Origin of the sequence: Bradyrhizobium sp. 27S5, from assembly GCF_037217225.1 — a bacterium.
In the GTDB taxonomy this organism is placed as follows: Bacteria; Pseudomonadota; Alphaproteobacteria; order Rhizobiales; family Xanthobacteraceae; genus Bradyrhizobium; species Bradyrhizobium septentrionale.
This window is the reverse complement of record NZ_CP147714.1, coordinates 3,786,221-3,804,829: the sequence shown is the minus strand read 5'-3', so window position 1 is coordinate 3,804,829 and position 18,609 is coordinate 3,786,221. Positions and strand designations below refer to the sequence as shown.

The 18,609-nt window shown below is 65.2% G+C and carries 15 protein-coding genes and 1 tRNA gene; 6 read left to right on the top strand and 10 right to left on the bottom strand.

The annotated features are described in order from the left end of the window. Positions 1-108: 108 nt before the first annotated feature. A complete protein-coding gene (locus WDM24_RS17470) occupies positions 109-675 on the bottom strand; it encodes a histidine phosphatase family protein (protein ID WP_338831898.1) in 567 nt (188 codons plus the stop codon). Between the two features lie 89 nt (positions 676-764). Continuing rightward, positions 765-1,730: a GlxA family transcriptional regulator gene (locus WDM24_RS17465; protein WP_338831897.1), complete on the bottom strand. Its 966-nt coding sequence runs from the start codon at positions 1,728-1,730 to the stop codon at positions 765-767. A 206-nt stretch (positions 1,731-1,936) separates the two neighbouring features. On the opposite strand from WDM24_RS17465, the gene WDM24_RS17460 reads away from it, so the two are divergent. Then, positions 1,937-2,578, top strand: coding sequence for an HD domain-containing protein (locus WDM24_RS17460; protein WP_338831896.1), 642 nt, complete (start codon positions 1,937-1,939; stop codon positions 2,576-2,578). A 46-nt stretch (positions 2,579-2,624) separates the two neighbouring features. On the opposite strand, the gene WDM24_RS17455 is transcribed toward WDM24_RS17460, so the two are convergent. Next, positions 2,625-5,924: a DEAD/DEAH box helicase gene (locus WDM24_RS17455; RefSeq protein WP_338831895.1), complete on the bottom strand. Its 3,300-nt coding sequence runs from the start codon at positions 5,922-5,924 to the stop codon at positions 2,625-2,627. 217 nt (positions 5,925-6,141) lie between these two features. Further along, complete coding sequence (locus tag WDM24_RS17450; RefSeq protein ID WP_338831894.1) at positions 6,142-6,600, bottom strand: SRPBCC family protein; 459 nt, start codon at positions 6,598-6,600, stop codon at positions 6,142-6,144. A 75-nt stretch (positions 6,601-6,675) separates the two neighbouring features. Between WDM24_RS17450 and WDM24_RS17445 the strand changes: the two genes are divergently transcribed. After that, on the top strand, positions 6,676-7,767 hold the full coding sequence (locus WDM24_RS17445) for an adenylate/guanylate cyclase domain-containing protein (RefSeq protein ID WP_338831892.1): 1,092 nt from the start codon (positions 6,676-6,678) through the stop codon (positions 7,765-7,767). Positions 7,768-7,772: 5 nt separating this feature from the next. Here WDM24_RS17445 and WDM24_RS17440 read toward each other — a convergent pair whose 3' ends face one another. After that, complete coding sequence (locus WDM24_RS17440; protein WP_414645732.1) at positions 7,773-8,021, bottom strand: hypothetical protein; 249 nt, start codon at positions 8,019-8,021, stop codon at positions 7,773-7,775. 92 nt (positions 8,022-8,113) lie between these two features. Here WDM24_RS17440 and WDM24_RS17435 point away from each other — a divergent pair, with 92 nt between their 5' ends. Beyond that, complete coding sequence (locus WDM24_RS17435; RefSeq protein WP_338831891.1) at positions 8,114-9,334, top strand: helix-turn-helix domain-containing protein; 1,221 nt, start codon at positions 8,114-8,116, stop codon at positions 9,332-9,334. Positions 9,335-9,422: 88 nt separating this feature from the next. Continuing rightward, positions 9,423-10,073: a glutaminyl-peptide cyclotransferase gene (locus tag WDM24_RS17430; protein WP_338831890.1), complete on the top strand. Its 651-nt coding sequence runs from the start codon at positions 9,423-9,425 to the stop codon at positions 10,071-10,073. Positions 10,074-10,100: 27 nt separating this feature from the next. Here the strand turns inward: WDM24_RS17430 and WDM24_RS17425 are convergent, their stop codons facing one another. From WDM24_RS17425 to WDM24_RS17415, 3 genes are all read right to left on the bottom strand, one after another. Then, a complete protein-coding gene (locus WDM24_RS17425; RefSeq protein ID WP_338700065.1) occupies positions 10,101-10,433 on the bottom strand; it encodes a hypothetical protein in 333 nt (110 codons plus the stop codon). A 169-nt stretch (positions 10,434-10,602) separates the two neighbouring features. After that, positions 10,603-11,820 carry an MFS transporter gene (locus tag WDM24_RS17420; RefSeq protein ID WP_166296419.1) on the bottom strand — a complete coding sequence of 406 codons (1,218 nt, stop codon included), beginning with the start codon at positions 11,818-11,820 and terminating at the stop codon, positions 10,603-10,605. A 140-nt stretch (positions 11,821-11,960) separates the two neighbouring features. Next, positions 11,961-13,127: an ABC transporter substrate-binding protein gene (locus WDM24_RS17415; protein ID WP_338831888.1), complete on the bottom strand. Its 1,167-nt coding sequence runs from the start codon at positions 13,125-13,127 to the stop codon at positions 11,961-11,963. A 462-nt stretch (positions 13,128-13,589) separates the two neighbouring features. On the opposite strand from WDM24_RS17415, the gene WDM24_RS17410 reads away from it, so the two are divergent. Continuing rightward, on the top strand, positions 13,590-14,930 hold the full coding sequence (locus WDM24_RS17410; protein ID WP_338831887.1) for an RtcB family protein: 1,341 nt from the start codon (positions 13,590-13,592) through the stop codon (positions 14,928-14,930). Between the two features lie 202 nt (positions 14,931-15,132). Continuing rightward, a tRNA-Cys gene (locus WDM24_RS17405) sits at positions 15,133-15,207 on the top strand. A gap of 22 nt (positions 15,208-15,229) precedes the next feature. Here the strand turns inward: WDM24_RS17405 and WDM24_RS17400 are convergent. Continuing rightward, entirely contained in the window at positions 15,230-15,541 is a 312-nt protein-coding gene (locus tag WDM24_RS17400; RefSeq protein WP_338831886.1) for a hypothetical protein, read from the bottom strand. 350 nt (positions 15,542-15,891) lie between these two features. Continuing rightward, a complete protein-coding gene (bamA, locus tag WDM24_RS17395; protein ID WP_338831885.1) occupies positions 15,892-18,402 on the bottom strand; it encodes an outer membrane protein assembly factor BamA in 2,511 nt (836 codons plus the stop codon). Positions 18,403-18,609 lie beyond the last annotated feature (207 nt).

Sequence of the window (18,609 nt, the reverse complement as noted above, 5' to 3'; positions counted from 1 at the left end):
TTCGAGCGAAGTGGATACCGGTTCGCGTGAAGAATACGCGTCAAAACAAGAATCTAGAGCCCCGTTCCGATTCAATCGGAACGGCAAAGGCTCCGGCCGCAGCGCCGCTCAACCACCCAACGGCTTGTCGGAATCGCCCGACAGCAATTTCGGAAACAGCTCCTTGAAGGCGAACTTGTCGTCGCCCTTTGCGCGGTCGAAGCGCAGCACGACGTCGAAGCGGCTACCCTCCCATTTGGTCGGCGGCGTGCCCTTGCTGACCGGGATCAGCGGAAGGATGTCCGAGATGATCGCCTTGTGCTCCCAGCACAGCAGCACGACGCCCTTCAGCGCCAGGACGGCCTGCATCAGCGCCGGCTCATCACCCTTGCCAAAGCCTTCGTTCGGCGCCAGCGAGCGGCGCGCGGCGAGTGCCGAGATCGTCTCGGCCGGACGGCTGCTTGGCGGCTGGTTGGGCGTGGTGCCGGGCGTCGCGGCGTAGATCGCGTCAGGCTTGGCATAGTCACCGCCGGTGAGATCGGTGCCGAACAACGCGGTCCAGGCACCCGCGCGCTGCCAGCCGCGGAGCACAAGTGACTCGGTATCGGACACGCCGTCCACGGTGAAGCCGGGCCCCGGAAAGCCATCATCAGGCTTTTCGGCATGACGGATGATGAAGAGCGTGAGCGCATCCATGGCGGCCTCGTGGGGAAGGATATGCGGCGGGAAACGGCGTCGACGACGTCGATCCTACCCCCGATCAGACGTCCGCTTCATGAACGGCGTCACAATTTGCGAAAACTCGCGCGGTACTGCGCGGGGGACACGCCGAGCCGCTCGGAGAACACGACCCGCATCCGATCGGCCGAGCCGAAGCCGCAGTCGAACGCAACCGCCTTCAGCGGCCGGTCCGAGCCCTCGAGCAACCGGCGCGCGGCGTCGACCCGCGCCCGCTCGACGAATTCGTGCGGCGTGATGCCGGTCTCCTGCGCGAAGCTGCGGCCGAAATTGCGCACGCTCATGCCGACGGCCTCGGCCAGTGACTGCAGCGTGTGGCGCTCGCCGACGCGCTGCATGACATGCGCATGCGCCCGCGCGATCGGCGAATCCTCGTCGACCGGCGCGGTGAGATAGGGACTGAACTGCGACTGCCCGCCCTGGCGCTGCGCCACCACGACCAGCCGCTTTGCCACCGCGACCGCAACCTGCGGCCCATGACGTTCGGCGACCAGCGCCAATCCAAGATCGATCCCCGCCGTCACGCCGGCCGAGGTCATCAGCTTGCCGTCGCGGATGTAGATCCGGTCGAAGAACACCTCGGCGGCGGGAAAGCGCGCCGCCAGCCGCTGCGCGTTCTGCCAATGCGTCGTCACCTTGTGGCCGTCGAGCAGCCCGGCATGGCCGAGCGCGAAGGCGCCGGTGCAGATCGAACCGTACAATTCGGCGCGCTCGGGCGCCCCGCGCAGCCACTGCGTCAGTCCGGGATCAGGCTCGGCGTCGGGCAATGCCGGCCCGCCCGCGACGAGCAGGATGTCGAACTTCTCCTTTGCCTCGTCGAAGCTGAGGTCGGCCGATATCTTCATGCCGTTCGATGCGCGCAGCGGTTCGCGGCTGGCGCCGACCAGCACGGTCTCGTAGCCATCGTCTGATGGCACGAAGCCATTGGTTTCCGCGAACACATCGACGGGACCGGCGACATCGAGCGCCTGAACCCCTTCGTGAATCGCGATCGCGACCTTCTGAACCGCCATACCTTCTCCCTGCTCAGCTGGCGCGAAACGACGTCTCGTTGGCCCGATCCGGCGGCGCGCGATCGTTGCGAGACCAGGCCAAAACCGGCGACAAGGACAGCACGGATCACGGCACCAGGTGATCCCAACCCACCGCAGAGACGAGCGCAAATCGCGCGTGTTCGCACGCCACGGCATCGTCTTGCCACATCGAGGAGCGTCTTGAAATGACCGAGATCATCGCCGGCATCCGTATACCCGACAGTGCCATGGCCCGCGCCGCCACCCAGCTCGTGCGCGATACCGAGGACGACCTGCTCTACAATCACAGCCGCCGGGTGTTCTTCTGGGGCGCGCTGACCGGCAACCGCCGCAAGCTGAAATTCGATTCCGAGCTGCTCTATATCGGCGCCATGTTCCACGACATGGGCCTGACCGCGGCGCACGCAAGCCCGGATCTGCGCTTCGAGGTCGACGGCGCCAACGCCGCGCGCGACTTCCTCAAGAGTTACGGCGTGCCGGAACGCGACATCGAGGACGTCTGGACGTCGATCGCGCTGCACACCACGCCTGGCGTTCCCGAGCACATGCGCCCGACCATTGCACTGGTCACCGCCGGCGTCGAGATGGACGTGCTCGGCATCGCCTATGACGATTTCGCGCACGAGCATCGCGACCATGTCTGCGCGCACCATCCCCGCGAGGCCAATTTCAAGGAAAACATCATCGACCATTTCGCTGCCGGCACGATCAAGAAGCCGCTCACCACCTTCGGCAACGTCAAGGCCGACGTGCTGGCGCTGAAGGACATGAATTACACAAGGATGAATTTCTGCTCGATCATCCTCGGCTCGAAATGGCCGACATGAGGCAAGGCTCGTTCGGCTTCCTTTACCCGGGCCAGAGGAAATGTGTTCAATCGGAGAAAAGCGCCTGCACGTCCTCTTCCGTGAGTGCGGAGCCAATGCGTCCTTCGGAATCGAAAATGCTGTCGGCCAGCGCGCGCTTGCGGGCCTTGAGTTCGTCCATTTTCTCCTCGATCGTACCGGCGGCCACCAGCCGATAGACAAAAACAGCCTTGTCCTGCCCGATGCGATGGGCGCGATCGATGGCTTGCTCCTCGACCGCGGGATTCCACCAGGGATCGAAGATGATCACGGTGTCTGCGGCCGTCAGGTTGAGCCCGACACCACCGGCCTTTAAGCTGATCAGGAAGAGGTCGCTCGCACCGTTCTGAAACCCCTCGATCGCGCTCCTGCGGTCCTTTGTTTCACCGGTCAGCACGCCGTACCGGATCGCGAGCGCGTCGCAGCGCTTGCGGATCAGTGCCAGCATGGAGGTAAACTGCGAGAACACGATGATCTTGCGCTTCTCGCTTAGGAGTTCCTCGACCATCTCCATCAGCCGATCGAGTTTTGCAGACGGGCGCTTGACGCCGTCGTCGAGATTCAACAGTGCGGGATCGCAGCAGGCCTGTCGCATCCTGAGTAGGGCTTCGAGCACGACGATATGGCTCTTGCCCAGGCCACGTTCCCGGATCGCCTTGCGGACCTTCTCCGACATCGACAAACGGATGGCGTCGTAGAGCTCCCGCTGGCTGCCTTCGAGGACGACACTCTCTGTGAACTCGCTTTTCGGCGGCAACTCGGCGGCCACCTCCTGCTTGGTCCGCCGCAGCAAGAATGGCTTGATGCGGTGCGTCAGCACCCGGGCGCGTCCGAGGTCGGCGCGCTTCTCGATCGGCGTCCGCCAGTCGCGCACGAACGTCGCCCGATCGTCGAGATATCCTGGATTGGCAAAGCTCATGATCGACCAGAGTTCGCCGAGATGATTTTCCATCGGCGTGCCGGTCAGGCAGAAGCGATGCCGCGCGCGGATGCCCTGCAGCCGCCGCGTTATCGTCGCGTTGGAGTTCTTGATGGTCTGGGCCTCGTCCAGCACTGCGACGTGCCACTCGCGCGCAAGCAGTACCTCGTGGTCGCGCGCGATCAGCGGATAGGTGGTGAGGATGAGGTCGTGATCGGCGATCGCCTCGAAATTTTGCCTGCGGGCTGGACCATGCAGGACGAGAATTCTCAAGCCGGGCGTGAACTTGCGCGCCTCGTTGAACCAGTTGGTCATCAGACTCGTGGGAGCGACGACGATCGCAGGATCGGTCAAGTGACCGCGCGCCTTCTCCAGCGCAAGCAACGCCAGGATCTGAACGGTCTTGCCCAATCCCATGTCATCGGCCAGTACGCCGCCCAGACCGCTCTCCATGAGCAGTTCGAGCCAGGCAAGCCCCTGCGTCTGGTAAGGTCTCAAAACCGCGTTGAAATCGGGTGGCAGGACGGGAGCCGGCAATCCGTGGGCACCGAGCAATCCCGCCATACGACGAAGATTCTCCGCTCCCCTGAAGACGAAATGATCGGCTTCGAGACCGAGCAGTGGCACGATCTGGGCGCGCGAGAGCCGGATCTTCCCTGACGCATCAACGAAGGCTTCGCGCAACGCCAGGCTATGGAGCGCCAGTACGAGCGGAAGGAAGCGATCGGCCGCCATCGCCAGATAGCGGCCGATCGCCAGCGGCAGGTAGATGCTACCGCCATCGTCCGCAATCTGCTTGACCGTCTCAGGCGCAAATCCGGGTTGCGATATCAGCGCGGCCAGCAGCGTGGCAAGATCGCGGCGTTCCCCGTCGATCTCGATTCCGAGCGCGAGCTCGAACCAGTCGATGCCGCTGCTTTCGAAGTCGGCATCGAACATCCCGGATGACGTCGCGAGCCGGTACGGGAAATCGTCGTCGATACGAATTTCGAAACCGGCCGTCTGCAGACCGGCCGCATCAGCATTGAGGAAGTCGAGCCAGTCCGTCGTCGACTGCGCGAAGGTCAGATCATACGCATGCACGGCATCGAGCATCGGGAAGGCCGATCTCGCTTCGACCAGGCCGAGACTGGCCAGCCGTGCGGTCATTTCCTTCTCTTTGGCCTTGCGTCGCGTGACGACGTAGAGCGTTCCGTCCTGGAACAGCTCCACCCGATGGGCGCTTTCCGACCGTTCGATTTCGACCGGGCCGTAGCGGAAGCTGAGGCGGGCCACCGGTATGCGGTCGGGCGTCCGATCGCCATAATAATAGGCGTGCGCCGCCTTGCGCCCCGACATCAGACGAAGCACCGGCATTGGATCCATATTGATCTTGGTGGCGGCGGCCGGAGGCGCGGGCAACCAGCCGGGATCCAGGTTCGGCAACTTCTGGCCAAGGCGTTGCGCGACTTGCGCGACATGGGCATGCGGGATGGCAGGAGCGAGCAGAAGCCGGCTGCTCAGCCGTTCTGGAAGATTCAACCTGATCGGCCCGATCAATCCGGCGGCATCGTCGACATAGACCGGCGGCTCTGCGTTCAGTGCCGTTGCGCTCTCGACGGTCAGCAGCGGACCGATCCCGTCCCTGCTGACCTGACGCCACGCGATGCGACCATCGCGCGCCTCGCCCCATTGCAGCGGCGCACCGCTGTGATCGTGCCAGAACGCCCGCCCCGTCGCGACGATCCGTTTCAGGACATCAGCCGAATACGCGCGTCGGCCCAGCGTGTAGCCGGACCGAAACTCGCTGGACAGCCTGACGAGGACGTCAATGTCAGAGCCGAGATAATATTTCGGAGCACGATCGACCGAAAACTCGCCCAAAGATGGCTGCGACACCTTGCTGCCGAACTCGCCGGTCTTCAGGATTTTCACGGATACCAGCGACACATCCAGGCAGGGTACGCCGCCGCCCCCCAACAACGCGGGCTGCATGTAGTAGAGCAATCGTTGCGTGACATCGGCCGGATAGTTCGTATCCCGCACCGACCGGCCGACCGTCTCGATCCATTCGGTGATTTGGTAGGGCAGCACCGCGTCAGGCCGCAGCTGCCCATTCCCCGGGGCGCCTCGCGACGCCAGCATTGCCGTACCGGCCGAACGCGCCGGCCGCTGCAAGGCTTCAAAGAGCGTCGCGGCAACATGCTTGCAGTTCAGAGCCATTGGACAGCTGCAATCGCCGTCGACGTCGACCAGCCGATCGCCGTCAAACTCCAACACGATATCGACCCGGTAAGGCGTGCGTTCGGTTCCCCTCACCTGCGCTTGCACGCGAGTGAGATCCTCACTGATCTTCACCCCCGAGACGCGGCCCTGGGCACGGTAAACAATGGCCTTGTCGACGGCCGACCGGCTGAAGAAGCCGAGCAAGTCCTTTTGTCTCAGTCGCTCGGAAAGATTCGGAACGTCAGGCATAACGTCAGGCATCAAGGATTGCGGTTTCCGCGAGAGCGGCGGCCCTGGACCAATCCACTATTAGCAGACGCAATATGTCGGCCAAACGGCATCGAACATCGCCTGCCGTGCTTCCACACCTTCCTTTGCTGTCGGCCCCGACAGATAGTGGTCGACGGACTCCGCAGAAGGCCTAACTGCCTCGCGCCGGACCGCGGTCAGGGCCTGGAGCTCGGCCGGCGGCCGCGAGCGCGAGCCTGGCAAGGTAGTGCGTCCAACCCTTTTCATGGCTCGCGCACTGCGCCGCGTTGGGCAGGCCGCTATGGGTCATCCGCAACAGCGTGCCGTTGTCCTGTTCCATCAGGTCGATCTCGATCAGGCTCGATCCCGGCGGCACTTCGGCGCCGCCCTCCCAGCCGAAACTGTAGGCCAGACGATGCACCGGCACGACCTCGCGAAACGCGCCGCGCGCCGCCCGTGCACGATCGCCGGCGACGCCCTTGAGCAGATAGAGCCCGCCGGGATGCAGCTCGGTTTCGGCCTCGAGCCCCATCCAGCTGACGATCTTCTGCGGATCGGTCAGGAAGGCGAACACGGTTGCGGGCGGAGCTGCGATCTGCATCTCGCGTTGAACGATGAAGGCTTCGGTCATCGGTTGATCCTCCATGGGCGGTCAGGTTTCGGGATAATTCGTGACAAGGGCGGCGCATCAACTCCATGATGGGTGATGCGATTGTCCTCGACACTGAGCTGGCTGGTCGACGCCGCCGCCGAGACCGCGGGCGCCAACCGGTTGCTGGCGGACCTCGGGAGCCACCTTATCACGGATGGCCTGCCGCTTGCCGGCGGCGCGCTGACACTCGAAGTTCCGCATCCCCTGATCGAACGGCGCACCTGGCTGTGGCGCTCGGGCAATGGCGAGGTCATCGAGGCGCTCGGGTTCGCGCCGGAACAACCCTTTGCGATGCCCGAGTTGGTGGGATCCGGCGATGCCGGCCGGCGCTGGCTCGGCAGCCTTGCGCCCGGCCCCATCCACGAGAACACGATCGGAACGCGACCGGATGGCCCGACCCTCGGCTGGATCGGAACACGCCCCTTCACGCCCGCCGAGGCGGACCAATTGCGCGAGGCGGCGCGCTTCACGGCCGCACCGCTTGCCGCGCTCGCGGCGCGCGCGACACTCACCGCGGCGCTGGAAGCCTATCTCGGCCGGCGCAGCGCGGCGCGCGTGCTGGCGTCTCCCTTGCGGCGCAACACCGGCGAGACCATCCGTGCAGCCCTGCTGTTTGCCGATCTGCGGGGCTTCACCGCGCTCTCCGAAAGCCATCCGCCTGCCGAGGTGATCGCGGCGCTCGACGCCTGGTTCGACCGCATCGCCGGCGCGATCCATGCCTTCGGCGGCGAGGTGCTGAAATTCATTGGCGATGGCCTGCTCGCGATCTTTCCGGTCACGACCAGCGCGCGCGGCGCATGCGAGGCGGCGCTGCGCGCGGTATCGGCGGCGCGCGTCGGCATGGCGCATCTCGATGCCGAGCGGCGCGGCCGCGGCCTGCCGCCGCTGCCATTCGGCGCGGCGCTGCATCTCGGCGAGGTGCACTGGGGCAATATCGGCGCGGCCGACCGCCTCGACTTCACGGCGATCGGCGCCGCGGTCAATCTGGTCAGCAGGCTGGAAGGACTGTGCAAGCCGCTCGAGCAGACCGTGCTGGTCTCGGGCGCACTCGCCGCCGAGACCGAGATGCCGCTGATCGCACTCGGCACCCACGAGCTGCGCGGCATCGCACGGCCATGTGCGGTCTTCACCGTGCCCGAGGGATGAGTCGGTCATCGGAACAGCCGCAGCCACGGCGCCAGATGGAAGGCGCTCATCAGCGCATACATCGGCACCATCCCCTGCAGTGAAAGCGGCCCCTGCATGCCGCCGCAGATCATGTCGGCCGGCGCCATCGCCGCAACCAGCGCCATCAGCGCGAAGGTCGGCGCCGCCGCCAGCGAGAGCCAGCGCGCCACCATCGGACCGCGCCCGCCAAGCCGGCCCCTCGACCAATCGTCACGTGTTTCGATCCCGGTCATCATTCGATCTCTCTGGAGCTGATCCATGTCGTCATGTGCTAGGTTAGGACCGGGCCTCGGAGGGCGAGAGTGACAAGTGTGTCGGGATTCGAATGGACTCGCTGATTACAGCTGCGGCGCGCGCGCTCGCGGCGGGTGATCCCCTCGGCGCACTGAAACGGGTGGCCCTGCGCGACGATGCGCCGGCGCTGGCGTTGCGCGGCATTGCGATGGCCCGGCTCGGCGATTTCGCCCGCGCCAAGGAGCTGCTGCGGCGCGCGGGCCGGACGTTCGGTCCGCGGGAAGCCATCGCACGGGCGCGCTGCGTGGTGGCCGAGGCCGAGATCGCGCTGGTGTCGCGCGATCTCTCCTTTCCCAAGAAGGCGCTCGCCGCGGCGCGCGCGACGCTGGCGGCGCATGGCGACGCGCTCAACGCCGCGCATGCCGGCTATCTCGAAATCCGCCGCCTGCTGCTGATCGGAAGCCTCGATGCAGCCGAGCGCATGCTCGACGACCTCGACCCAGCGCCCTTCCCGCCGGCGCTGCGGGTCGGCCATGAACTGGTCGTGGCCGGGATCGCGATGCGGCGGCTGCGGACCAAGCCGGCGCGCGAAGCGCTGGCACGGGCACGGGATGCCGCGCGCCGCGCCGGCATCGCCGAACTCGCCGCGGAGGTCGAAGGCACCGCGCAGCTGCTCGCGACGCCGGCGGCGCGTCTGATCGCACGCGGCAGCGAGCGGCCGCTGCTGCTCGCGGAGGTCGAGGCCCTGCTGGCGTCGAAGGCGCTTGTCGTCGATGCCTGCCGCTATGTCGTGCGCGATATCAGCACCACGGTGTCGCTGACGCGGCGGCCAGTGCTGTTCGCGCTCGCCCGTGCACTTGGCGAAGCCTGGCCGCAGGACGTGTCGCGCGGCACGCTGATCGCGCGCGCATTTCGCGGCAAGCACGCCGATGAATCGCACCGCGCGCGGCTGCGGGTCGAGATCGGACGTCTGCGCCGGGCATTGCAGCCGCTCGCCGATCTCAGCGCGACGCCCGACGGCTTCGTGCTGGAGCCGCACAACCGGCGCGACGTCGCCGTGCTGGCGCTGCCGGTCGAGGAGGAGCATGCGGAAGTGCTCGCCTTCCTCGCCGACGGCGAGGCCTGGTCGAGCTCGGCGCTGTCGGTGGCGCTGGGGGCGAGCCAGCGCACCGTGCAGCGCGCGCTCGACGCGCTGGCCGCCACAGGCAAGGTGCAGTCGGTTGGCCGCGCCCGCGCCCGGCGCTGGATGACGCCGCCGGTGCCGGGATTCACGACGACGTTGTTACTCCCTGCCCCGCTGCCGAACGGCTAGCATCAGGGCGCAATTAGAGCGTTTTCGAGCGAAGTGGGTACCGGTTCGCGTCAAGAAAACGCGTCAAAACAAGAACCAGGAGCGCCGCATGAAGAAGTTCGAAGCCGAGATCATCCGGGAATATGCCTTCGAAGGCGTCGAGAGCGTGGGCGGCGTCAGCTTCGACGGCGAGCAGGTCTGGTTCGCCGCCGGCGGCCGGCTGATCGCGTTCGATCCCGACAGCGGCAAGACCACCCGCATCCTCGACATCGCGGCCCATGCCGGCACCGCCTTCGACGGCAAGCACCTCTATCAGATCGCCGAGGACCGCATTCTGAAGATCGAGCCGGACAGCGGACGCGTGGTGTCCACCATCCCCGCGCCCGGCGGCGGCCGCGACTCCGGCATGGCCTGGGCGGAAGGCTCGTTGTGGGTCGGCCAGTATCGCGACCGCACCATCCACCAGATCGATCCGGAGACCGGCAAGATTCTCCGCACCATCGAAAGCAACCGGTTCGTCACCGGTGTCTCCTGGGTCGACGGCGAGCTCTGGCACGGCACATGGGAGGAGGACCAGAGCGACGTGCGGCGGATCGATCCGCAGACCGGCGAAGTGATCGAACGGCTGGAGATGCCGCAGGGCGTGTTCGTCTCCGGGCTCGAATCCGACGGGCAAGACCGGTTCTTCTGCGGCAGCGGCTCCACCAACAACAAGGTGCGCGCCATCCGGCGGCCGAAGCGAGGAGCGCGCGCCGGATGACGATGGCCTATTCAGGGATATCCGTGATCACTTCGCGGCCAGGGAAAGAATAGAGCGGATGATCCGACGCTTTTCGTCCGACAAACCCGCGAGCAGCGCCTCGTCGAGATGCTCTTCTCGAATGAGCCGCGCGAAGACAAGTGGCAGCTGCGAGTACCGGTAATCGAACATCTCGTCGATCTCCCTCCTTTGCCGGTGCAGATAGTCGCCAACTTCCCACATCTCCGACGGCGTCGCTGCTGCGCCGGCCCTGCTCTTGAATTCGGCCATCACCTTGGCGAGTGCGCACTCTAGCGCTGAATCGTAGGCCTTGCGCGCGATCTTCTTCTCGGCCGGGGACCATTCGAGATCATGGTACATGGTGGGCTCTCGGGACTTCGTTGGCGCAGTGATGACGGTCACTGCAATGGCGTTCGGGCGGGTGAGCGCCCGACCGATCCAATGATGCCACAACGTTGCCGTTTCGCCTGCCGCTCGGCAAGAACAATACGTCGGTCCGGGCGGCGCGCTGCATGACGCATGGCAAACTTCACGCCGGCGCCGGCACCGCATTGGGCCGCGCCGCCGGCATCGGCCGGAACGTCATCATGATCAGGAACGCGCCGATGCCCATGGCCCAGGAACCGACATAGAGCCACGTGTAGCTCGCAAAGGCATCGTAGATCAGGCCGCCGAGCAAGGGACCGGTTGCCATGCCGAGGCTACCGGCCATCGACGTGCCGCCAATCACCGTGCCCATCATCCGCAGCGGAAAATTCTCGCGGACCAGCACGGCATAAAGCGGCATGGTGCCGGCATAGATGAATCCGAACACCGCCGCCACTGCATAGAATGCGGCAAGCTCGCGGACGAAAGCGTAACCGAGCGCGCCGAACGCCTGGGCGAGCAGGCCGAACACCAGCAAGCGCTTGGCGCCGAAGCGATCGCCGAGCAGGCCGAAGGCGATACGGCCGCCCATGCCGGCCAGTCCTTCGACACTGTAGATCGTCACCGCTGCGATCATCGGGACGCCGCAGGTGATTGCGTAGCTGACGGTGTGGATGATCGGGCCCGAATGGGTGGCGCAGCAGAAGAAACTGGTCGCGGTCAGGATGATGAATTGCGGCGAGCGCAGCGCCTGAGCCAGCGACATCGGCGGCTCGCCGTTCTCGGTGACCGCCTCAGCGTGGTCGCCTTGCAACGCCGGCGGACGACGCACCAGGAACGCGACCGGGATCATGATCGCGCCGACCACGCCTGCTACGATCAGCATCGCGGATCGCCAGTCGTGGTGGGAGATCAGCCAGGCCGCAAGCGGCGACATCGTCATCGGCGCCATGCCCATGCCCGCCGACACCAGCGAGACGGCGAGACTGCGATGGGTGTCGAACCAGCCGGTGACGCAGGCCATCATCGGGGCGAAGATCGCGGCGGTGGCCCCGCCGACCAGCACGCCGAACACGAACTGAAACGCCAGCAACGACGTGGCCTGGCTTGCCAGCGCAAGGCTCGACGCCAGCACGACCGATCCGGTCAGCACCACCGGGAGCGGCCCGAACCGGTCGGACAGCGTGCCCCAGATCATGCTGGTGAAGGCCATCGCGAGGAAGCCGATCGTCATCGCGCTGGAGATGCCGGTCACCGACCAGCCGGTCTCCCGCGCCATGGGCTGGAGGAACACCGGCAGCGAAAACATGCCGCCGATCGCGACGCAGCCGAGCAGGCCGCCGGCCGCGACGATCACCCAGCGATAGGTCGAATTGCTCATTCCGGAACTCCCATTCAGCTCGTTCTGGATGGAAGACGAGCGGGACGGCGAGGAACCGAGCCGGCGATCCGCTCCGGCTCACTTTTTTGCGAGCGAGGCAGCCTCCAATGGCCGCAACCGCGCCCCTTCCCCCTCGGCGCCTAGCGACCAGCCAAACTGCATCCGGGCTGCGGCGCGATCTCGCCGAGCGCGCGGACCTGCACCAGCTCGCTCCCTTGCGTCCTGGCGATGAACATGTTCATCGCCGCGTGGTGATCCGGACCGAGCGTCACCGGGCCGGTCGGCGACGCAATGGTGAGGCCCGCCATCGCGTCGATGATGGCCTCCTTGTCGAGCTTGCCGGCCTTCTCGGCCGCCACCTTGAGCGCGATCAGGGTGTTGTAGTGCGTCATCACGTAATTCGACACTGCGACACCGGCACTGGCCGCAGCGCGCGCCTTGGCGACGAAAGCCTTGACCGAGGGGTCGTCGCTCGCCGCAACCGCCGGCACCACGGTCACCATGTTCTGTCTCTTGCCGCGGAAGATGCCGAGATCGACCTCCGACAATCCAAGGAAAGCGACCGTGATCTCCTTCAGCAACCCGGCCTCGTCGGCCTGCCGGATGAAATCCATGCCGTCGCCCTTCAGCGCGAACAGCAGCACCTTGGCCCTGCTCGCCGCGACCTCCTTGATCAACGGCGAAAAGTCGGTCTCGGTCCCCAGCGTGTATTTGGTCCCGACCACCTTGCCGCCGAGCTTCTCGATCAAGGGCTGCGCGATGTCGAACATCTGGTGCGGCCAGACCCGGTCGGCGCCGAGCAGGAAGTATGTGTTGCCGAAGGTCTGGGTCATGTAGGGCAGCAGCTGGCCGAGCTCCTGGTTCGGCACCGCGCCGAACGAGAACAGATACCGGCTGCATTTGCCGCCCTCGTAATTGGTGGCGTAGAGCAGCGGCGTCTTCGAACTCTCGGCCAGCGGCACCAGCGCATTCAAATTGCGCGAGGTGATCGGACCGACCACGGCCAGCGCGCCGTCCTTCTCGACCAGCGAGCGCATCGCGTCAGCGGCGGCCTCCGGCCGCGTCTTGTCGTCGGCATAGATGATCTCGACCGGCCGGCCGAGAATCCCGCCCGCCGCGCTGATGTCGCGCGCCGCGAGATCGAGCCCGAGCTTCGCCTGCTGGCCATAAAGCTCGACGCCACCGGAAAACGGCAGCACCGCGCCGACGCGGATCGGTCCGCCGGCGTCCGCTGCGCGCGAAGGCTGAAGACCGGCGCCACAGAGCAACAGCGCGAGCGTCATGCAGGTGATCGAGCGTGATGTCATGTGCGTCTTCCCCTCGAGCAGGATGCAACCAGCTTGATCGATATTATCGGCGCGGCATTGAAGAATTCGTCAAGCACACACCCAGTTGCGTCACATCCGCACAGTTGCCGACGATCGCCGTCGCTTGACATTCAGAGGTTGCAGGCGTATTTTCGCGATCCCGCGAATGCCATGTTCGCGAACAATGCGAGCGAACCGATGCAACCGAAACCGCAGCAAGGATACGAACGGATCCGCCGACCATCGGCCTGTCTACGGCTGAGCGTCTATGCATGCCCGGTTCATGGGAGCGATCTCGCTTAGGCGCGATCGACAATCCGTCGTCACGGACCCTCCCGAGCTAGCCGCTTCGGAGGGTTTTTTGTTGCCCATACGCGGTCTGGTCAGTTTCCGGCGAAGACAATTTCAATCAGACTACGTGGACCGCTCGCGGCTCATGCAGCTTCAGCAGGAACCAAGACAATGCGACGAGCTGATCCCTATCAGGAGCGCGCCAGCGAACTCTGCCGCGCCGCAGGCATCGATCCGGATTCCCGTGTCGGCGAAGGCCGCGGCCAGCCGGCCTGGTGCCTGTATCGCGATGCCGCCCGCAAGGAGAAGCTTGCGCGCGAGGCCGAGGCAGCCTCGGCCGAGATCGCGATGCTGCGCCCACAGGAAGCGCGCTTCAAGAACGCGCCGCTGAAGGTGTTCGGCGAGCACGACGCTGCGACCATCGCGCAGATGCGCAACTGCATGGCGGTCGGCAATGTCGTGTCCGGCGTGATCTGCGCGGACGGCCATCTCGGCTACGCGCAGCCGGTCGGCGGCGTGATCGCCTACGAGAAGCAGATCAGCATCTCCGGCGTCGGCTTCGACATCGGCTGCGGCAACATGGCCGCGCGGCTCGATGTGCGCTTCGACGACATTCGCGAAACCGTTCCGACAATCATTCGCGACGTCGCCAAGGTGATCTCGTTCGGCATCGGCCGGAAGAACATCGAGCAGGTCGAGCACGCGCTGTTCGATGACGGCGACGCCTGGCGCGAAAGCGACATGGAGGCGTACCGGCAGAAGGCGGCAGGCCAGCTCGGCACGGTCGGCTCCGGCAACCACTATGTCGACCTGATGCGCGACGAGGCCGGCTTCGTCTGGATCGGCGTTCACTTCGGCAGCCGCGGGCTCGGGCACACCAGCGCGACCCGCTACCTCAAGGCCGCCGGCGGCAAGGATGGGATGAACGTCCCGCCTGCCATCGTCGACGAGGACTCCGAGCTCGGGCGCCGCTACATCGCAGCGATGCAGCTCGCCGGGCGCTATGCCTATGCGGGCCGCGAGTGGGTCGTGGACCGTGTCCGCCGGATCATCGGCGGCAAGGTCACCGATTGCGTGCACACCCACCACAACTACGCCTGGCGCGAGACGCATGACGGCAAGGACCTTTGGGTGGTGCGCAAGGGCGCGACGCCGGCTTTCCCCGGACAGCGGGGATTTGTCGGCGGGTCGATGGGCGATGATGCCGTCATTCTCGAGGGTGTCGATAGTCCGGAGGCCAAGGCCTCGCTGTACTCGACGGTGCACGGCGCCGGGCGGCTGTTCGGCCGCAACGAAGCCAAGCGCCGCTTCACGCGCGAGGAGATGGACCGCTGGCTCAACGCGCGCGGCGTCACGCTGGTTGGCGCCGATCTCGATGAGAGCCCGATGGCCTATCGCCGCCTGCCCGAGGTGCTCGCCCGGCACGCCGGAACGGTGAAGGTGCTGCACACGCTGCGGCCGTTTGCCGTGGCGATGGCGGGCGAAGGCGAGTTCGATCCGTGGAAGGACTAAGGCTTCGGTTCTGATTGAACCAGAACCGAAGCTCTAGATTCTTGTTTGACGCGTTTTCTTCACGCGAACCGGTGTCCACTTCGCTCGAAAACGCTCCAAAGCGAGGCGTACGCGCCTCGCTGCCAAATGCCTCTCGGCTCGGTTGCCGGAACAGCCGGTTCTGCGCCGGGAGGTTCGCGGTCAACCCCCGCAGGATGCCCCGGGTGCGGCAGCGAAATGGGAACGCTGCGGTCTGCAAAACCGCCACGAGCCGGTTCGAGTGCGGCCCGCACCTCCAGCCGTGTTGCCTGATCAGGCCGTCACTCCGCTGCCTCGCGCTGCGGAACGCCCTGCTCGACATCGAGCTGCAAAATATCGTTGAAGCGGTTGAAGGCCCCGCACAGCGCGATCCGCCAGGTCAACTCGACGATCTGGGCTTCCGAGAAATGCGCGCGCAGCCGCGCGAAGATCTCGTCGCGGGTCTTGTTCCAGTTGTTGGTGACGGCGATCGCATATTCGACCACGAGCTTGTCGAGCGCGTCGAGCTCGGGATGATCCTGATAGTCGAGCAGCCGTTCGGCGCCCGCCTCCGAGACGCCCTGGATCGCAAGCTTCGGCGCATGATGCGACACGCAATAATCGCCACTTATTCAAGAGCGACACCGTCACCAGCGCCAGTTCGAGATGCCGTTTCGACAGTACCGCCTCGTCGGCAAGATCGACCAGCAGCGACCACGTGTGCTTGAAGATCGCCGGGCGCTGCGCCATGACGCCGGCCTGGTTCTCGAACGCACCATAGGTCGTCATCTTGTCCCACAGCGGCTTGAGCTCGGCCGGCAGGTCGTTCTTGGTCTTGATGGACACGCGTGACATGGATCTTGCCTCGGATCGGAACTGAATCGACGCAGCCTGCCCCGCTTCGGCAGGCGCCGCAAGCCGCAGCGCCGCATGGCAGGCGTCGCGTCAGGTCGGCGCAACTAGCTCAGAACGACGTCCCGCCGCCGAACCTGAACTCCTGCACGATGTCGTACTTGCCCTTGGTGATCGGCACCGCGTAGTCGAAACGCAGCGGCCCAAACGGCGACGCCCAGATTAGGCCGACGCCCACCGAGGTTCTCACGACATTCTCGTCGTCGTATTGGAGGCCGCATTTGCAAGCAGCCGTATTAATCTCGCCGGTCGCGGCCCACGACGTCGGTCCTTGGTAACCCCAGAGCGAGCCGGCATCCGCATAGACCGCGCCCTTGAGCCCGACCTCCGAGGGCAGGAACCAGAATGGCATCTGCAGCTCCATCGAAGCACCCCAATATTTGGTTCCGCCGAGCGCATCCCCGACCCCCCCGAGACTCGCATAGGTGATGTCACGCGGACCGATGCCGTTGGTGGCGAAGCCGCGCACGAGATTCGGCCCCATCTGGAAATGATCCAGCATGCGCAGATCGTTGTCTCCGATCTTGGTGAGCAGGCCGCCCTGCAGGTGGATCAGCCCGATCAGGTCGGACACCAGCGGCGTATAGTATTTGGCGTCGACCGCGCTCTTTAGATACGTCACGTCGCCGCCAACGCCGGCAAAATCCTGCTTGAAGTCGATCAGCAGGCCGTCGGTCGGGTTCTTGTTGTTGTCGAGGGTGTTGTAGCTGAGCGTGTAGCCTAGCTGCGAGGTCCAGGTCGCACCGGCAGCCAGTTCCTTGCGCACGGGCAAGGTGGATTCGCCGTCGCCGTAGCAACCATATCCATAGAGCCCTGACGAGACCGAGTTGGTCGGATCGACGCCGCCGAGCACACTCTGGATGTAGGCGGGCGTGGGATTGAACGCGAGCGACGGGTTGGACGCGTTGTTGTTGCAGTTCGCGTAGGCGCTATCGAGCGAGATTTCCTGCTGGTAGAGCGAATACCGAAGCTGGAGCGTCAGGTCCTCGCGCAGTGCCAGACCCAACCGCGGTGAGAACCCGATCGTCTTCACGCCATAGGTCGTGTAATCTGTCGGCAACTGCTCCTTGTAATAGGCATCGAGCCCGAGCGCGACGCGATAGTCGAGCAGATACGGCTCGACAAAGGACAGCGACAGGCCGCGCGAGTACTGGCCGTAGCTGACCGTTGCCTTCGCAAACAGGCCACGGCCGAGCAGATTGCGTTCTGAGATGCTGACCTCGGCCAGCGCGCCGTCGGTCGTGGAATAGCCACCCGAGACGGAGAAGTCGCCGGTCGACTTCTCCTCCAGATCGACGACCAGAATCACGCGGTCGCTCGATGAGCCGGGCTCTGTGGTGATCTTGACCGTCTTGAAGTAGTCCAGATTCTTCAGCCGCCGCTCGGCACGATCGACCAGCGCGCGGTTATACGCATCGCCCTCGGAGAGATCGAACTCGCGCCGGATCACGTAGTCGCGCGTGCGGCCGTTGCCGCGAATGTCGATGCGCTCGATATAGGTCCGCGGCCCCTCCTCCACGCGGAACATGATCCCCACCGTGTGGGCCTCGAAATTCCGGCTGCCGTCCGGACGGACCACGGCGAAGGCATAGCCGCGGCGCGAGGCTTCGATCTGCATGTCCTCGACCGATTTCTCGATGGCTTCGACGTTGTAGAGCGAACCTTCGCTGACACGCGAGAGCGAGCGCAGGGTATTTGGATCGAATCCCGCGATGGTCGAGCGGAAGCTCACCGTCGCGACGCGGTACTGCTGCCCTTCGTCGATCTTGAAGGTGACCTGAAAGCCCTTGCGTCCCGGGTCGTATTCGGCGAGCGCGGCCACGACCTGCACGTCGGCATAGCCATGCTTGAGGTAGAAGCGGCGGATCAGGTCGCGATCGGCCTCGACGCGATCGGGGTCGTAGATGTCGCCGTTGCCGAGAAAGCTCAGGAGGTTCGACTCATGGGTCTTGATGATGTCCTTCAGGCGCGCCGCCGAGAAGCTGTTGTTGCCCATGAACTCGATGGTCTTGACGCCGGTCTTCTGCCCCTCCTCGACGGTGAAGACGAGATCGACGCGGTTGCTCGGCCGTTCGATGATCTCAGGCGTGACGTGCACGTCGTAGCGGCCGGAGCGCCGGTAGATTTCGGCGATCCGCAGCGCATCCGACTGCACCATCGGTCGCGACAGCGTGCCTCGCGACTTGGACTGCACCTCGGCCGAGAGCTGCTCGTCCTTGATCTTCTTGTTGCCCTCGAACGCGACGCGGTCGATCACCGGATTCTCGATCACCGAGACGACAATCCGGCCGCCGGCGCGATTGATCTTGACGTCCTGGAACAGCCCGGTCGCGAGCAGCTCCTTGAACCCGTCGTCGATCGCGGCCTGATCGAGCTGGCCGCCGGGCCCCGGCCTGAAATAGGAGCGGACGGTTTCCGCCTCGATTCTCCGGTTGCCTTCGACGGTGATCGCATCGACCGATTGCGCCGCCGCTGGAGCCACCAACAGCCATGTCCCCGGCGTTCCCGGGATCGACAAACCCGAGAGCACGACCGCCACGACAAGGCTCCGCCACGTCTTCATTCCACACCTCGCGAACAAGTCACCCGTTGTGAAGGGACGGTGATGGCTGCGGTGTGGCTGCGAGGTTGCGGGTTTATTTCCAGTGATTTGGGACTGTAAGCGCGACGCGACGCAGCCCTTGCCCGGTTTGTTTCCGGCGGGCGCGCGCCGGTTACACTCCAGAAACACTATACTGACGAAAAGGCACAATGCCGCCCACAAGCGACG

Coding starts and splice junctions, on each gene's coding strand:
- WDM24_RS17420 (WP_166296419.1), bottom strand. CDS start 11,820: ATGAGCAATTCGACCTATCGCTGGGTGATCGTCGCGGCCGGCGGCCTG.
- WDM24_RS17415 (WP_338831888.1), bottom strand. CDS start 13,127: ATGACATCACGCTCGATCACCTGCATGACGCTCGCGCTGTTGCTCTGT.
- WDM24_RS17430 (WP_338831890.1), top strand. CDS start 9,423: ATGAAGAAGTTCGAAGCCGAGATCATCCGGGAATATGCCTTCGAAGGC.
- WDM24_RS17445 (WP_338831892.1), top strand. CDS start 6,676: ATGCGATTGTCCTCGACACTGAGCTGGCTGGTCGACGCCGCCGCCGAG.
- WDM24_RS17425 (WP_338700065.1), bottom strand. CDS start 10,433: ATGTACCATGATCTCGAATGGTCCCCGGCCGAGAAGAAGATCGCGCGC.
- WDM24_RS17450 (WP_338831894.1), bottom strand. CDS start 6,600: ATGACCGAAGCCTTCATCGTTCAACGCGAGATGCAGATCGCAGCTCCG.
- WDM24_RS17465 (WP_338831897.1), bottom strand. CDS start 1,730: ATGGCGGTTCAGAAGGTCGCGATCGCGATTCACGAAGGGGTTCAGGCG.
- WDM24_RS17435 (WP_338831891.1), top strand. CDS start 8,114: ATGGACTCGCTGATTACAGCTGCGGCGCGCGCGCTCGCGGCGGGTGAT.
- WDM24_RS17410 (WP_338831887.1), top strand. CDS start 13,590: ATGCGACGAGCTGATCCCTATCAGGAGCGCGCCAGCGAACTCTGCCGC.
- WDM24_RS17440 (WP_414645732.1), bottom strand. CDS start 8,021: ATGACCGGGATCGAAACACGTGACGATTGGTCGAGGGGCCGGCTTGGC.
- bamA (WP_338831885.1), bottom strand. CDS start 18,402: ATGAAGACGTGGCGGAGCCTTGTCGTGGCGGTCGTGCTCTCGGGTTTG.
- WDM24_RS17460 (WP_338831896.1), top strand. CDS start 1,937: ATGACCGAGATCATCGCCGGCATCCGTATACCCGACAGTGCCATGGCC.
- WDM24_RS17470 (WP_338831898.1), bottom strand. CDS start 675: ATGGATGCGCTCACGCTCTTCATCATCCGTCATGCCGAAAAGCCTGAT.